Raw genomic sequence first — 16,542 nt, 5'->3', positions numbered from 1 at the left:
TGATCTCAGCATCGGCCTCCCTGCTCCTGAATCATCCACTCGCCCCATTGTTGTTTCCTGCCGAATTATTTATCGTTCTCGATATTGCTATCGTATTCTTCAGTACTTTCATAATCTTGTTCGAGATCACTTTCATCTGTGCCTTCCTCATCTTCATCCGTGTCGTGATCCTCCATATCATCCTCGTCCCTGTACTCATCTTCCATGTCTTCCTCATCCGTATCTTCGTCTTCCATATCCTCATCTTCCTCGTCTTCATCGTCTGTATCTTCGTCTTCCATGTCCTCATATTCCACGTCTTCATCATCCGTATCTTGGTCTTCCATGTCTTCATCATCCGTATCTTCATCATTCATGTCTTCCTCTTCAAAGTCGTGATCTTCTTCGACTTCTTCTGCCCCCAGTTGTCCCCTCTCTGTTGACCATTCCAACATTTCGTGTGGAACATCTACTCCCTTTACTCCAATCCCGATCCAGTGAATCACACCTGTCGCTTCCTGCCCCTCTTGATTGCGAAATACGGTGATGATCGCGGAAGTCCTTTTCGTATATTTGAGCGACGTATAAATGCCCGGTTGGTTTGTCATCGCCACCATACAATAATGGGTATCCGCATAAGGCTGTGGCAATCGAACGGTCACATCTGTAGACTTGCTTGCGGCAGAAAGTCTGAAGGGGACAAAACCGTATTGTTGCAAGGTTACTCCTATATGATTATGCGTCTCAATTACCGGAAAGGATAATTTCTCAGCATCAATAGACTGATCCGCAATGTGATGGGTAGTGACAGCTTTGGACGCAATTTTAGAACCGGTCACGGAGTCCTCTGCCAGTTTTTCCTGCGTAATGATCCGGTTTTGCAGATGCTGTTCTGTTATGCTCCTGCTAACAAGATGACTTCCTTTGAGCGTCCCTTCCTTAATATGAGTTCCATCCAAGCTGCCTTTTATGACATGAGCACCATGAACGGAATGGCTATCCAGCTTGCTCGCATCAATGCTCTGATCGGCTATTTTCTCTCGAGTGACACTTCCGTCCTGTATTTTTTCCTTAGAAATGGAGTTACCCTGGAGATGGTCCGCTTGAATGATGTGAGTGTTGAGATGTGTAGATGAAATTGCTTTTTCCGCAATCTTTTCCCCCGTGACGGCTGATCTGCCGAGGTGGCGTGTCTTGATCGCATCTTTCGCTATTTTGGGCGCTGTGATGACGGCATCTCCAAGTTTGCTTGTCGTAATGCTTAGATCTGAAATTTTGTCTGTGGAAACAGATTCTGGTGCCAATTTTGAGGTGGTTACCAAGTGGTCATGCAGATGCTGGGTCTGGATGATGTACTCGCGTAGATGATTGCCCCCAATGATTCTGTCAGTTAAATGCTGTTCTTCAATAGATCTTCTTGCCAGCTTTTCTGAGCGAATGGTCCCGTCAATCAGGTGTCGTGAACTCACACTCTCATCAAGCAAGTGTTGCTCTCCTACACTCCTGTTCGCCAATTTGTCGGTAGTAATAGCCTTATCAGCTATCTTGGCTGTGGTAATCTGCTGATCCCCAATTTTTTTAGCCGTCAGCATCCCATCTTGCAAGTGACTCGACAGGACACTGCCAGCTTGTAAATGTGTGCTGCCGATTGATTCTTTGGCGAGCTTTTCTGCCGTGACACTGTTGTTGTCCAAATGCTCAGTCAATATCGCGTATGGCCCTACCTTATCACTGGTCACCGCTTCCGGATGTAAATGCTGGCTATAAATGGCCTGAAATGCAATGTGATGGTCCGTGATGCTGCCAGCGCTAATGTTACTGCCATCTATTAGCTCTTCCGTGAGATGATGATGGTAAATGGAGCCTTCACGAATATGTTGAGACTCAATTGCATCTTCATCTATCTTCGTGGATGTTACTGAACCATCGCGTAATTTATCGCCCGTGACAGCTCCATCCTCAATCTTCACGGTGTTGATCACATAATTGGCGAGATTACTTGTTTGAATGGTCCCCATCTTTATTTTTTCCGAGGTAATCGATTGATCCTGGATCAACTCATTCGTGATCGCTTGCTCCTGAATATGCTTGCTTTGGATCGAGTGGTCGGCAAATTTCATCGAGTCGATGGTTTTATCGGCTAACTTCTCGGACGTAATGCTATGGTTGATCAATTTTTGTGCGGAAATCGAATAATCCTGCAAATGCTCGCCGCTTACGATTCCCTGCCCCAAATGATCCCTCTGTACTGAATGCGGTGCGAGTTTGGTGGAAGTTACGCTCTTGTCTGCGAGTTTGCTGCTATCCACGGCATAATCCTTTAGAATCGAATTATCCACGGCGCCTTGCTTAATCTTGGATGCGTCAATGGCACGGTTCGCAATTTTTTCTGTTGTCACCGATTGATCTGTCAAGTCGTCTGTATAAACAAAAGATTGGACACGATCATCATTTCGGTCTTTGATGACCTTCGAAAAATAGTTCGGATTGACAGTTGAGCTTTGTTTGGAGGATACGCTTTGTTTAGAAGATACGTTTTGTTTGGAAGGTGAATCCTGTCTGGAAGACGAGTCCTGTTTGGAAGTCGAATCCTGCCTGGGAGTTAAATCCTGTTTGGAAAGCGAGTCCTGTTTGGAGGATAGGTCCTGCTTGGGTACTTTGGGAATCGGTTGTTGTTGCTCTTTCGGTGTGGCAGCAGAAATGGGAGGTATTCTGTGACTGCTCTCCAAATTACTTTCAAGCAGATTTAATTCGAGGTCTTCCATCCACTCCCGATCGGGTGATGATGTATATGAGAGCGGTAACTCGTGCATGGTCTGCCTAAAGGTTTTGCTCAGACTTTTGTTTGCTTTTCGCCGGTTCACATTGGCCATAGGGTCTCCTTGCCTCCTGATTTCATTCCCGTATCACTTTTGTAGGATATTCAACCATTTCCCTATTTGGCACCGTGTCTACAAAATTGTTTCATCCTGATTTGCTCAAGTTGCCAGCTAACACAAAAAAACCTGCTTCGCCAACTCTTCCATTGGCTAACAGGTTCTTCATCTTACTTATACAGCAACTTCTTCCTTCGTTTGTGATAATAGCGCCCTGAACTCATCGCCTTGCAGAACTTCCGCTTCCAACAATGTATACAAGCCTGTTTGGAATACGGAGTCATACTGTCTCAAAAGATTGCGGGTTTCTGCGAGCAATCCTTCCAGCAGACGCTCAACCTCGTCATGAATCCGGTTCTTATCCACATATTGCAAATGTACAATCCCCAGATCGGACATACCGCTTTGTACAATTTCCTGTGCCATTCCCAGCGCTTGCTCGAAGTCATTCTTCGATCCAGTGCTGCGCCCACCGTAGTAGATTTCCTCCGCTACGGCTCCTCCAAGGCTAACCATGATTTGCTTCTCCATCGCTTCCTTGGTATACAGATAGCGGTCTTCCATTGGATTTTGTCGGACGTATCCTAATGCTTTGCCTCGTGGACTCAGCGTGACCTGCGAGACAGAGCCTGGTCGCACGCTCTCACTGACAATGGCATGTCCCAATTCATGGAGAGCAACACGCTTCTTCTCTTCCTCTGATGCTTGACGGTCTACCTTCTCCCCGAGCATAACCTTGTCTACGGCATAGGCAAAATGCTTCGCAGTGATTTTTTCCTGACGGTCACGCATGGCATAAATAGCTGCTTCATTGGCTACGCTTTCCAGCTGCGCGCCAGAAAATCCGAATGTCTCCTGTGCCACTTTTTCCAGTGTGACATCCTCGCCTAGCGGTTTATTGGCCGTGTGAATGGTCAAAATCTGCTCGCGTGCTGGCTTGTCTGGAAGATCAACGCTAATATGACGGTCAAAACGACCAGGTCGCAACAGCGCTGCGTCGAGCATGTCCTTCCGGTTCGTAGCAGCCATGACCAAAACCCGCGGCTTGTCGGTCGTAGCCACACCATCCATCTCCGTCAAGAGTTGATTCAAGGTTTGATCGTATTCCCGCTGCTGTTGACCGTCCCTTTTTCCACCGACGACATCGATCTCATCGATAAAAATAATCGCGCTGTCTTGCCCATTTTTCTCTGCTAATGCCTTCGCTTCCTGAAACAATTCACGGACGCGTTGTGCACCGACACCGACATACATCTCTACAAACTGCGAACCTGATGCCGCTACAAAAGCAGAATTTGTATAGTTCGCTGCTGCTTTCGCCATCAGTGTCTTACCCGTACCAGGAGGACCTGTCAAAAGAACACCTTTGATCGGACGAATCCCGTACTGCTCAATTTTGTCCTTATACACGAGAAAATCAAGCGATTCCTTCAGCTCTTTTTTGGCGCGTTCCTGTCCACCGATATCGGCAAACTGCACGTCCGATTTCGGCAGCTCATGCTTGTTTATTTTTCTTTTCCCACCGAGGGCGACATTTCCGCCTTGTCCATTTTGCTGACGGATGACCAGAAAGTAAAGCGCACCCAGTACGACTCCGAACACCAAAAATGGGGTAATGTTTACACCTAGAAAAACAAGAAAAATCAACAGTGCAGGTACGACGCCGATCAGTACTTCCTTACGCACGTGCCTTCACCTCTTTTTCAATGGAACGAGGTATGATGGTGTAAAAATCCTCCGTTCCTTTTTTCAAATAAACATAAATGTTTTCGTCATCCATCGATGCAGATGCTTCGTCGAGTTGATTCCCTTTTTTCCATTGTGCCACGAGAGCTGGAATGCGGCTATACTCATGCAACTCCACTGCTTCGGTAAACACAAATTGACCGCTTTGCCAAATATCGTCCATCGCTGTCGACTGATTGTCGATGTCAATGACCACTTCTTTTTCACCTGCGATCTTTTGTGTTTCCGTTAGCAGATTTCGATATTCTGCTGGAAATGTGTCTGGTTTTGTAACAGTTACATCTATTTGAATTTTATCTTTGCTGATCTCCAAATTGCCCAATGTTGCGGACTGCATTTGGCCAATTTCTGCACGGATTGGCTCCTCAATCTCCATCTTTTGGTACAAGAACCATCCTCCGAACAGGAGTGCCAATGTTGCCACCAAAGATAATCCTATTGCGCTCTTTTTCAACTGCACGGCTACTCCCCCCATAAATATCGTTCTCGTTTTCTCTCTAAGCAACATCCAAAGTATATCATATGAGTATATCAATTTCTTATACAGATGTTGGATGGAATGCCAAACAGGCCTTCTCCCATAAGGAAAAGGCCTGTCGTATGCAAGCGTCTCAGGTTGGCGCGAGCACGTATGAGGTTAACAGAGCGCCCGTGAATAGATCATAGTGAATGTAGTGATAACGACCGTCTTTGTCTTTTACAGTGACTTCCCAAAATTTCTTATCGTTTTCGAGACCAGGAACCAAATGAGTGATCTCTGATTGTGGGAAGGACTTATAAACCGCCTCTTCTACATTCTTTTTGGGAACAGCAAGATCCATTCGATCAAAGCTAACTTTCTGATCGGTCATCCAAGCTACAACTTGTGTCCCCGCCTTATTTTTCCCAATGACGACAGCGTAGCTCTCCTTGCCTCGATATTCATCAATGGATTCAATCTCCGTGATCGTTGTGCGATCCTGGACCCACTGACGAACGGTTTCCTCAAATTGATTGCGTTCCCCTGCTACAGAAGCCGTCAGGTGATAGGCGAACCCAGCTCCCGTAAGTAAAATGACGGCAACGATTGATAGGATAATTCGTACTAACACAGCAAAGTAACTCCTTTACGTGGCTGACATTACAATCGGAATCGAAGCTGGTCTCTCTTCACTCCAACTGCCGTTTGTATTTGCAAATCCAGCTCCAGTTGACGAAGCTGCCCCGTAGTTGACTCGTACCATAGTTGGTAATTGACTTTCATTCCGTTCGTTACATTCGAAGTCAAATCATGAAAAGGGAAGGATGGACCTAGCCACATCGATAATAACGAAGAGACTTTCTCAGGTGGAACCGCAATCCGATATCCACTCCATCCTTGCCCCGCAGTATCTTCAAGGCGTTCAGGACGAACGGATTGCATAACTCCCTTGAGCAATACTGCGTGCTCATACGGGGTGAACAGCGCATACGGCAGTGCAGCATGGTCCTGTATCTGGCCATCAATTCGAACCGAAACTGGCTGCCCATCTTTTCTGGCTATTTCAAGCTGGTGGCCACCGATTTCTCCTGCGAGCTGAAATTGCTCATTTTGAAATCGCCCATGTAAGGTCTGATCCTTCATGTAAACCAGAAATGAGCGTTCCTCGTCCTGCGTAATCTGCTCCAAAAGCTCCGCTACCGTCGTCGTCTGCCCCGTTCCTGTTGTTTGTCTGACCGCAGACGCAGGATCCGTGCTGCCTGTATTGGCTGATCGACTTACTGTCCCCAATACAATCCCCAGGAGAAATAGACCGAGTAGGATAGGAATGAGCCACCACAGCAATTTGGGCCGGATGTACATGTCGTCCCCCCTGTCCCATTTTTGTCTTTAGCCTATGCTATACGGGAAGGTTTTAGAACGACACGGAAAAGTTGCTAATCATAGCTTAAGGTCGGGCGGTCATACTACACATACACCCCGAGGAGGTGAGCGCGTGACATCTTCGCAACAAACTACATCTCCTGACATACTTGGGTTTCTGTTACAGGAATATCGCGTCTCCTGGGCAGGATTGTCGTCTCCCTTGCGTCAATGGTCGCACACACCCACTCTTCATTTTCGCCATCATCTCCTGACAAAAGCTGTGGCAAAAATGAACAACGGAACGTCGTAGTATCCAATTCCCCTACCTACACCTGCACTGCCTTACTCCTGTCCCCCACCTGACAGGAGCCTTTTACCGTTTTAACGTTTGGAATACGCGGTTCGCTTCGTAAATCGCGCGCTCCTCATCGATGGTCAACAGCTTATGATTACGCATCAAGAATTTACCCGCTACAATCGTATCTTTCACATCTCGTCCATTTGCTGCGTACACCACGTGTGAAATCGGTTGGTGCGCCGGGTGGAAATGGGCTTGATGGCTATCCATCACGATCAAGTCAGCTTGCTTGCCTACTTCAATGCTTCCAAGCGTTTCTTCTTGGAATACCCCTTCTGCGCCATAACGGGTAGCCATGCGAAGCGCTTCCTCTGCTGGAACTGCTACTGGATCGTTGTTCACACCTTTGTGCAGAATCGCAGCGAGCTTCAATTCTTCGAACAGATTCAAATTGTTGTTACTTGCTGAGCTGTCTGTACCGAGCGATACGCTTACGCCTTTTGCCAACATTTTCGGAACAGGCGCAACACCGCTTGCCAGCTTCAAGTTGCTGACTACATTATGAGAAACTCTCACGTTGTATTTTGCCAAAATGTCGATTTCTTCATCCGTTAGGTGAACAGCGTGCGCGACGAGTGTTGGGCGATTGAACATACCCAGCTTTTCCAAGTGAGCGACTGGACGCAGTCCGTAGTCCTTCTCGTTTTGACCGACTTCCCAAGCGGTTTCTGACATATGGATATGAAGCGGCAAGGACAACTCATCAGCTTTTTCGATAATTTGGGTAATAAATTCTGGCGAGCAGGTATACGGCGCATGCGGTGCCATCATGACGGTAATACGTCCGTCTGCCTGATTATGCCATTCTTTTGCAAAAAGTGTCGCGTCCTTCAGCTTTGTTTGACGTTCTTCTTCGGAGCACAGACCGATCATTCCTCGGCAAAGGCGGGCACGCATTCCAGCTGCATCGACTTCCTTCGCCACAACATCCATATGGTCATACATATCCACAAACGTGGTAGTTCCGGTACGAATCATCTCAATAAGCGACAGTTGGGTACCCCATTTTACTGTGTCACCCGTGAATTGCGCCTCCAATGGCCACATTTTGTCTTCCAGCCATTGTTGTAGCGGCAAATCATCTGCATAACCACGTAGGAGGGACATACCAGCATGTCCATGCGTGTTGATTAACCCAGGCAGTATGTAGTCTCCTTTTTGATCGATAACTTCATCGTATCCCGCTTCCGACAGGTCCTCAGGAGTTGGGCCCACATACGTAATCTTGTTGCCTTCGAATGCTACGGCACCATCGTAAATGACTTCATTCGTATCGTTAACGGTAATGACTGTTGCGTGAATGAGGATCGTCTTTTTCATAGTATACACTCCATTCTTATGTCAAGTAGTAGGCCAAGCTTTGCAGGTTGGACGTCACGTCCGCATAGTGAATGCGAACATCCTTTCCTGCGCGAATCGTCGTAGGGGCAAAATTCAAGATCCCCCTGATACCCGCTTGAGTCAACTGATCACATACGGATTGCGCTGCAGGGGCCGGTACCGTAATAATCGCCAGCTTGATTTGCTTTTTAACGATTGTCTCTTCCAGCTCTGATAAAGGCTGAATCGGTATACCTGCGACTTTTTTGCCCTGCTTCTCTGGATTATTGTCAAAGATGGCCGCAATCCGCATGTTATCTTTCAAATAAGCGTTGTAGTTACTGATGGCATGGCCCAAATGCCCAGCTCCGACCAAAGCGACACGGATTTCATCCGTTAGCTTCAGGATTTCACGTATTTTTTCCACCAGATAATCGACATCATAGCCGATTCCCTTTTTTCCAAAATCACCAAAAGCTGCAAGATCTTTTCTGATTTGGGCAGGATTCACATCAAGATTCTTGCCCATCTGTTGGGAGGAAACGGTGGTCACCTCAACTTGCTGCAAATAACTGAGGTAACGCAGATAAATCGGCAAACGACGGACGACCGCTTCTGAAATCTTTTCGTGTTTTGCCACGTTCGGTCTTCCCCCCTAATTCTTTTGCTTCAAAATCCGATATTCTTTTCCATTCGATAAAATGGTAATGGAACCGTCGTGGCTGGTAACGTATGTCTCGGCCCATGACTCACCCAAACGCTCCATGACCTCCGTCTGACCGTCTTTCATTTGATCCCGTGATCGGCCTGTCTGAATAATGGCGACCTGAGGATCGACCTGCGTCAGAAACGGTTGTGAAGATCCCTGATTGCTTCCCTGACCGGCTACCTTTAGCACTTCCGCCTTCAGTTTGTCATTTTGCCGTTCCAACAGTCGCTCCTCTGCTTTTTCATTCACGGCACTCATAAACAAAAATCGCAGTTGACCGTGCGTCAATCGAAAAACAAGAGAATTGTTCTGAGGCGATAAAAATAACGGTTCATCCGGAAGCAATACTTCCATGGAGATTTCTTGGTCAAGAGTGAGTACTTGTCCTTGCTCTGCTTCCATCTGCTTTTGGTTGGAGCGAAGCAGCACGACATGCCGAATGGATGGTGCGATCAGCTTTGGCAAAATGACAGCATCGATGAGCACTTGTTGGCTCAATGAAGCGTAGCCTCCCATATATTCCGGCTGGTCGTTCGTTAACACCACATAATCGAGCCGTGTAATCTTGAGCTCTGCCAAGCGCGCTGAAAGAACGGGCCAATCTTCTGACGTACCCGTATCAATCAGCATCGTTTTACCGCCTGGCATTCTCAAAAGCGTACTCTCACCTTGTGGAAGTGCGAAGTAGGTGATTATGAGACCCGAAAATTCCTGTTCTGTCTCGGTTTCAAACGGGTCATCTATCTTCACTGCTGCTTCTTGCAAATACAAATGGCTATCAATCGAGCATGCGCAAAGGAAAAACACACTCAGAACTACTATCCACCAACGCCACTCTTTTTTCCATAACATTTATTTTATCACCTTAATCCCTATGAGACTATTGCTTCATTTTATGAATCTGACAGGGATTGCATACTAAGGAATGGCTCTATGCGCTCTCGCAGAGTTGGCCATGGACCGCTTTCGATTTGAAATGGCGGCAAAGATTGAAGGAATGAGCGTCCATATCTCGACTCAACCACACGCGTGTCGAAAACGATCACGACCCCTCTATCCAAGTGATGGCGAATTAATCGCCCCACCCCTTGCTTAAATTGTAGAACGGCTTGTGGAAGAGACAACGACATAAAGGCGTTTTTTCCTTCTGCCTTCAAAAGCTCTGCCCTTCCTTGATAGACAGGATGATTCGGCGGAGCAAACGGAAGGCGAACAATAACTAAACTGCTCAGCCATTCTCCCTGGATATCGACACCTTCCCAGAAGCTGCTAGTTCCAAGCAGCACACTTCTCTCCATGCTTCGGAACAGTCGCACCAGCTTGCTCCGATTGTTGCTATCAATCCCGTGACCGAATAACGTATACGGTTCTGGAGCCTCTCCCAGTCGTTCTTTCATCGCTTGGTAAACAAGTCGAAGCATCGAATGGGAGGTAAACAGGATCAGCGTCCTTCCTTTCGAAGCCAGTACGACGTCCACACACCCTTGAATGACCGCCTCCAAGTACGTGTGGTCACTCTCTTTGCCTGGTGCAGGGAAATCAGATGGAATCAACAGCAGCCCCTGCTCTTCATAATGAAACGGCGATGGCAGTGACAAGGTACGCACTCGTTCCTCGGGAAGCTGGTCGAGACCAAACTGGCTTTTGATGTAGGAGAAGCTGTTCTTGACCGTCAGAGTGGCTGATGTCAAAATCAGACTCCGCTTTTGTGCGAAAAGCGGTTCTGCCAGTGAGTCGGCAACCTTCAAGAGTGCCGCTGACAAATGAACCTGCTTGCGAGCTGTACGGGACTCTACTTCCATCCAATACACATACTCGGCATCCTGCTCAAGTAAAAAGAAGTGAAGCAGCTCCACGGCGTTCTGCCAGTCTTTGATGAGACCGAATAAATCTGTCAGTAGACTGCGTACGGCAAAAGGAGGCTTTTCCTCTTGCGGAGTCGTTCGCAAAAGCTGTTCGATGCCCGCTGCATATGCGGTCATCCCTTCAATCAGCTTTTTGGTTACTTTGCGTATCTTCTCGTGTTTACCTACAAACGATTCGATCCGATATCGTACTGTCTCACGACCAGCGTCCGTCGTCTCCTCCGCACGATCTGATGCCCATGCATACAAGAGCTGTGTCCATTGCTGCGCTTTCTCTCGCAAGGCAGCGGACTGTTTTCTTAGCTCCAAAAGCTTGGCAGCGACATCTTCTTGTACCGCTGGCATCCAGCTTTGCAGCTCTTCTGCGAAGCGGGCTATAGCCCCACCCTCCTCAACCGATGCACGATCTAACAAGAAAAGAAGCTGCGTGGTTGAAAACTGCTTGCCTAAATGCTGTGTCGCTGCATCCTCCAAATGATGGGCCTCATCGACGATAGCAACTTCATACGAAGGGAGGATTCTGTTTTCCGCTTGCAAGTCGCTGATGAATAGGGCGTGATTGACGATGAGGACATCGACATCGCGAGCCCGTTCCTTCGCCTGGAAATAGTAGCAGCGACTAAACCACGGGCAAGCCCGATTCAAACAAGAGCTCGTATCACTTTTTACCTGTTGCCACAGCAGTTGACCACTTGGAGGCATGCTTAGCTCTTCCACGTCACCGGTAACGGTTTGCGTGAGCCACGTCAGCATCTGTCCTTTGACCAAGCGCATTTCTTGGCTGCTTCCTTCTACAGGTTCGTCTACGGCTTGTTCAAATTTACGCAAGCATAAGTAGTTTCCTCTGCCTTTTAGCGTCGAAGCCGTAAACGAAAACGGCAACGACTCCTGCAAGGTAGCGATTTCCTTATGGAATAGCTGTTCCTGCAATTGAATGGTATTGGTACTGACCACCAGCTGTTGCTGATTGTAATGAGCCCAAATGATCCCCGGCAAGAGATAGGCTAATGATTTTCCCGTACCTGTCCCTGCCTCTACCAATAAATGGGCGCCATTCTCCATTGCCTCATAAACGGCATGCATCATTGCTTCCTGAGCATCCCGACGTTGATATCCCGACATTTTTGCCTGCATGTACCCGTTTTCGCCCAAAACCTCCTCGAGCTGGTCGGCAAACGCTTTAGTCACTGTCGCATCGACATGAGGACGCTTTAGAGACGCTGTTAATTTTTCTTCGCGCTTCCGTAGAGCCAACTGGCGATAAATATCCCACATGTCTGAGGAATCCGTTTCGGTTGTGGTTCCATCCAGCTCTGGCAGTTCTATGAGCTTTTCCATCTCGATCTGACGTAAAAGAACCTCGATATCCGAGCGAAACGAAGAAACGAGCATCTGCAGGCGCTGGATCGTCACGAGTGGCAGTCTCTTTAAAATATCCAGCAAGTGGAGAAACAGCTGCGCCGTTGCGAGTGCATCACTATCTGCTTGATGGGGATTATCGTGCTCGATTTCCAGCTCAGACGCCAGTTCTCCGAGTCTGTAGCTATTTTGCATTGGCAAAAGAACACGGGATAGCTCCACTGTATCGAGCACGTAGCCGTCAAACGCATAATAGCCCTGGCTCAGCAGGGCTTCTTGTAAAAATTGGAGATCAAAGCTTGCATTATGTGCTACAAATGCTCGTCCGTCCAATAAACGTAAGAAATCTGGAAACACTTCTTCCAAGGAAGGAGCATCTGCAACCATTTCATTGGTAATCCCTGTTAATTGAGTAATAAACGGTGGAATATCCTGGCCCGGATGAATCAGGGTGGAAAAACTCTCGGTAATCTGCCCGTCATCGATTGCGACAGCACCAATCTGAATGATGCTATCCCCTTGGCGTGGATGGCTTCCCGTCGTCTCAAAATCTACAACTAGTAATCGATTCAAACGTTGTCACCTCGTAACCTGGGCGGAAACATTCAATCCGCACCCATTCACATTCGGCAACGATGGGAAATATTCCTGCTCTCCTGTACATTTAAGGCTGTACGAGCTCGGTTTGCATTTCTGTTTGACCGAGCTTGCTTGCACACAATTGCAGATAGATGGGGATTTCCCATAACTGTTCTGCGAATGGCAATGCCCGTTGAAAATATTGTTCAGCTAGGCGCCAATTTTCTTCCACAACCGCGATTCTCCCCAGATGAAAATACCCTAACGAACGTACATATGGCTCAGCGTCTTCCAGGAAATACTTTGCCAACCGTTTTGCTTCTTGTGTATCCCCCAGCTTTTCGTATGCGGAAATCATCCCGGATTGTCCGAGGCGATTGTCTCGGTTTTTCTCTAGTATGATCCGAAACGCTTTGATCGCTTCGTCTACCCTTCCGTCAAACAACAACATCCAGCCATAACTAAAAAGAAAGTCATCATTTTCGGGTGCGAGACTAATCGCTTTTTTAACGAGCGTCAATGCCCTTTTCGTACCCGCAATGAGCCATGTATTCCAGGCCAAGCCATGCCACGTCCAGCCTTCTTTTGGGGAACGCTCCGTCAAAAAGTGATAGCAAATCTGTGCCCGGTGGTAATTGCCCACTGTTTCGTATAAAGAGGCCATTTCCTGAAGAGTATCGCTGTCCAAATCACGTGTCGGCAGTTGCAAGCCTTTCGGTGGGCTCCATTCCACCGTCTGGTCCATCGTATGCAATAACTTGGCAGCACGCAGCCATAGCATCTGCGCTTCCCAATCGTGCTCGTTTTTTTCTAAATACGGTTCCAATTCGTCCAAAGCTTCCTGTGCATCGCCATCTCTTAAATAGCATAGCGCGAGGTTGTATTTGGCTTCTTCCTGTTCTGGCTTGATCTCGAGAGACGTCTTGAAAGCTTGCGCCGCCTCCAGCCATTGCTCCTCCTCCGCAAGTATGCATCCGATGGCATTAAAACTGATGGCCACAACGGTAGGTGAGCCTGCCGTCCTGCCGAGAAGACGGAATTCCCGAAAGGCTAATTCTGTTTCCTCACACAAAAGGAGACTGTAAGCGTAGTACAAGCGCCCACTTTCCCAGTCTGGCGATTTTTGAACTAGTTCTGCAAAGCACTTTTTTGCGTCTTGAAACATGCGCAGATGATAAAAGCCTTCCCCACGTCGAAAAATCGGCTCGTATGGACCCGCTTCCGGGGAATACTCTTTCTTTTTTCCCTCTGCTGTTTTTTCTGTTTCTACTGCCTTTGGTGATTCTGCATTACCCTTCAACTGATCCGGCTTTTTCTCTTCTGCCGGAAGCTGTCCTTCCATTTCCTTGATGTTACGGATCGCATTCGATAATTTTTCTTCGAATTGCAGCCACAGGTCTACGACTGTATCACTTACTTGGCGCAATTGAAACAATTGTTCCGCGAGCTGAAGACGTTCTTGTTCAGAAGCCCCCTGCCACTTCTCTTCGATCGTCTGCGCTTTGTTCCGAAGCGTATGAAACCAGTCTTCGATTTTCACAAGAAAAGCCACCCCCTATGAGGCATGAGTACTTTCATTGTCTCACAAGGCAGGTGGCTCTATGCAGGAGTCGACAGATCGCTTACAGAATCGTCGCGTGTACTTCTTCTGCAATCAATTCTTTGATCTGATTTTTTTCATCCATGATGGCGACACGTGGCTTGTAGGTTCTCGCCTCTTCATCCGTCATCATCGCATAGGCAATAATAATAACGATGTCGCCCTCTTGTACAAGACGTGCAGCTGCTCCGTTCAAGCAAATGACGCCACTGCCTGGAGCACCTTCGATGACGTATGTTTCCAGACGCGCTCCGTTGTTGTTATTGACGATTTGTACTTTTTCATTTGGCAAAATATCCAGCGCATCCAACAAATTTTTGTCGATGGTAATACTGCCGACATAGTTCAAGTTTGCTTCAGTTACCGTTGCGCGATGGATTTTTGCTTTCATCATGGTGCGGAACACTAACAATTCCTCCCTTATCTCTACTTGATTGATGTAATCGTATTGTCGATCAGACGTGTTTTACCCAAACGAACAGCCAGCGCGATGATGATGGTCTGACCTGCCGTTTCCTGCTCCAATGGTGTAAGCGCTGGATAGCTTAAAATTTCCACATAATCAATATCAGCCAACGGCTTCTCGGAAATCATTTGCGTGATACGATCCTTGATTGTAGAAAGAGCCACACCCTCACTTAGCCATTCTTCTGCTTGCCTCAGGCTCTGTGATAGGACGAGTGCTTGTGCTCGCTCATCTGCTGACAAGTACACGTTCCGAGAGCTCATGGCAAGCCCATCCGCTTCCCGTACTATCGGGCATGGAACGATTTGTACTGGCATCGATAAATCGTGGACCATTTGCGTTACAACGGCTACCTGCTGGGCATCCTTTTGTCCAAAAAAGGCGAGATCGGGCTGGACAATTTGAAACAATTTATTGACGACGGTCGATACGCCATCAAAATGACCTGGACGAGAAGCTCCACACAATGGTGTCGTCACATTTGCTACTGAAATATTGGTCAACATCGGCGTCGGATACATCTCGCTGACTTCCGGGGTAAAAAGAAAGTCCACTCCCGCTTCTTCCGCCATTTTGCTATCCCTTTCGATATCGCGTGGATAACGTTCAAAGTCTTCATTCGGTCCGAATTGCAACGGGTTTACGAAAATGCTCATCACAACCAAGTCACATACTTCACGGGCAGCTTTCACCAAGCTGAGATGTCCTTCATGCAAAAAGCCCATGGTTGGTACCATTCCGATCGTTTTTCCTTGCCGACGCGCTTCTTTTATATGAACACGCATCTCTGCAATCGTGGAGACTTGCTGCATCATGGTTTGCATCATGACTGCTTCACTCCTTCCCCGTACAGTTCCTTGATGGTTTCTTCGGAGGCATGGAAGACATGCTCTTGCGCTGGGAAGCTTCTTGCTTCCACTTCTTTGTTATAAGTCTCCACAGCTTCACGGATTGTTTCGCCAATGTTTGCATAGCGCTTCACGAATTTCGGTGTGATATCCGATGCGTAGCCGACCATATCATGGAACACCAGCACTTGCCCATCACAAGTCGCACCCGCTCCGATTCCAATCACAGCGATGTCCAGCTTGTCTGCAATCATGCCAGCGACCTCTTCCGGAACACATTCCAGCACAATGGCGAATGCACCTGCTTCTTGAATCGCAAGGGCTTCGTCCAGCAATTTTTTGGCTGCCTCCAGATCTCTTCCTTGTACTTTGTAACCGCCTAATTGATGTACCGATTGCGGAGTAAGTCCAATATGTCCAACGACAGGGATGCCCGCTTGTACACAGCGTGTAATGATTGGGGCGAGTTCGCGGCCCCCTTCCATTTTGACGGCCTTGGCCAGCCCTTCTTGCATTAGTCTGCCCGCGTTTTTCACCGCTTCCTCAACTGTTCCGTGATAGCTGAGGAAAGGCAAATCTGCCACGACAAATGCACGCTTGGCCCCTCTCGTTACTGCTTTCGTATGGTGTAGCATGTCCTCCATCGTAACAGGGATGGTGGAGTCATAACCGAGTACGACCATTCCCAACGAATCACCAACCAGAATCATATCAACGCCAGCTTCATCCACTAATTTCGCTGACGGATAGTCATAAGCGGTCACCATGGTAATCGGGGTTCGCATTTCTTTTTTCTTGCGGATACTCGAAGTCGTAATAGGTCTGTCGTTTTGTGCCATTTTTCATTGCTCCTCTTCGCATCAAGCCCGTGGATCGTGTGAGGAATAAAAAAACCTTCTCGCGTCAATCGGGAGAAGGTTGTCCATGTCAAAAAGACATTTTGCGTTAGCGGATTCCTTCTGTCTCGGTCCACACAGGCTCTGAGCAGATTTTTGTCCTTACACGTATTGAT

The 16,542-nt window shown here is 47.7% G+C and carries 14 protein-coding genes; 1 reads left to right on the top strand and 13 read right to left on the bottom strand.

Features of this window, described 5'->3' with window-relative positions; all coding sequences use genetic code 11:
* Window positions 1–65: 65 nt before the first annotated feature.
* The 5 genes from KB186_RS05225 to KB186_RS05205 all read right to left on the bottom strand — a co-directional run bounded on the left by KB186_RS05225 (window position 66) and on the right by KB186_RS05205 (window position 6,423).
* Window positions 66–2,852: a WIAG-tail domain gene (locus KB186_RS05225; RefSeq protein ID WP_232773198.1), complete on the bottom strand. Its 2,787-nt coding sequence runs from the start codon at window positions 2,850–2,852 to the stop codon at window positions 66–68.
* A 177-nt stretch (window positions 2,853–3,029) separates the two neighbouring features.
* Window positions 3,030–4,541 carry an AAA family ATPase gene (locus tag KB186_RS05220; RefSeq protein ID WP_173609473.1) on the bottom strand — a complete coding sequence of 504 codons (1,512 nt, stop codon included), beginning with the start codon at window positions 4,539–4,541 and terminating at the stop codon, window positions 3,030–3,032.
* Window positions 4,534–5,061: a hypothetical protein gene (locus KB186_RS05215; RefSeq protein WP_173609474.1), complete on the bottom strand. Its 528-nt coding sequence runs from the start codon at window positions 5,059–5,061 to the stop codon at window positions 4,534–4,536. The genes KB186_RS05220 and KB186_RS05215 overlap by 8 nt, the downstream gene beginning before the upstream one ends.
* 151 nt (window positions 5,062–5,212) lie before the next feature.
* Window positions 5,213–5,692, bottom strand: a complete 480-nt coding sequence (locus KB186_RS05210) for a cell wall elongation regulator TseB-like domain-containing protein (RefSeq protein ID WP_173609475.1) — start codon at window positions 5,690–5,692, stop codon at window positions 5,213–5,215.
* A 29-nt stretch (window positions 5,693–5,721) separates the two neighbouring features.
* Window positions 5,722–6,423, bottom strand: a complete 702-nt coding sequence (locus KB186_RS05205; RefSeq protein ID WP_221867091.1) for a hypothetical protein — start codon at window positions 6,421–6,423, stop codon at window positions 5,722–5,724.
* Window positions 6,424–6,556: 133 nt separating this feature from the next.
* On the opposite strand from KB186_RS05205, the gene KB186_RS05200 reads away from it, so the two are divergent.
* Window positions 6,557–6,736, top strand: coding sequence for a hypothetical protein (locus KB186_RS05200; protein ID WP_133257456.1), 180 nt, complete (start codon window positions 6,557–6,559; stop codon window positions 6,734–6,736).
* A gap of 63 nt (window positions 6,737–6,799) precedes the next feature.
* Here KB186_RS05200 and KB186_RS05195 read toward each other — a convergent pair whose 3' ends face one another.
* From KB186_RS05195 to panB, 8 genes are all read right to left on the bottom strand, one after another.
* The gene (locus KB186_RS05195) at window positions 6,800–8,104 is read right to left on the bottom strand and encodes an amidohydrolase (protein WP_173603902.1); all 1,305 of its coding nucleotides are present in this window, start codon (window positions 8,102–8,104) and stop codon (window positions 6,800–6,802) included.
* 16 nt (window positions 8,105–8,120) lie between these two features.
* Window positions 8,121–8,744 carry a redox-sensing transcriptional repressor Rex gene (locus tag KB186_RS05190; protein ID WP_173609477.1) on the bottom strand — a complete coding sequence of 208 codons (624 nt, stop codon included), beginning with the start codon at window positions 8,742–8,744 and terminating at the stop codon, window positions 8,121–8,123.
* Window positions 8,745–8,759: 15 nt separating this feature from the next.
* Window positions 8,760–9,665 (bottom strand): ComEC/Rec2 family competence protein, encoded by a 906-nt coding sequence (locus KB186_RS05185; protein WP_232773197.1) that lies wholly within the window; start codon window positions 9,663–9,665, stop codon window positions 8,760–8,762.
* 41 nt (window positions 9,666–9,706) lie between these two features.
* Window positions 9,707–12,610 (bottom strand): ATP-dependent DNA helicase DinG, encoded by a 2,904-nt coding sequence (dinG, locus tag KB186_RS05180; protein WP_232773196.1) that lies wholly within the window; start codon window positions 12,608–12,610, stop codon window positions 9,707–9,709.
* Between the two features lie 91 nt (window positions 12,611–12,701).
* Complete coding sequence (locus KB186_RS05175; RefSeq protein ID WP_173609480.1) at window positions 12,702–14,156, bottom strand: tetratricopeptide repeat protein; 1,455 nt, start codon at window positions 14,154–14,156, stop codon at window positions 12,702–12,704.
* Window positions 14,157–14,238: 82 nt separating this feature from the next.
* Window positions 14,239–14,622, bottom strand: a complete 384-nt coding sequence (panD, locus tag KB186_RS05170; protein WP_007723146.1) for an aspartate 1-decarboxylase — start codon at window positions 14,620–14,622, stop codon at window positions 14,239–14,241.
* Window positions 14,623–14,642: 20 nt separating this feature from the next.
* Window positions 14,643–15,509, bottom strand: a complete 867-nt coding sequence (gene panC, locus KB186_RS05165; protein ID WP_232773195.1) for a pantoate--beta-alanine ligase — start codon at window positions 15,507–15,509, stop codon at window positions 14,643–14,645.
* Complete coding sequence (gene panB, locus KB186_RS05160) at window positions 15,506–16,369, bottom strand: 3-methyl-2-oxobutanoate hydroxymethyltransferase (protein ID WP_173609481.1); 864 nt, start codon at window positions 16,367–16,369, stop codon at window positions 15,506–15,508. The genes panC and panB overlap by 4 nt, the downstream gene beginning before the upstream one ends.
* Window positions 16,370–16,542 lie beyond the last annotated feature (173 nt).

The organism is Brevibacillus sp. AF8 (genome assembly GCF_021270385.1).
Taxonomy (GTDB): Bacteria; Bacillota; Bacilli; order Brevibacillales; family Brevibacillaceae; genus Brevibacillus.
Note: the sequence above shows the minus strand (reverse complement) of the source record. Positions and strands in the feature narration are given on the sequence as shown.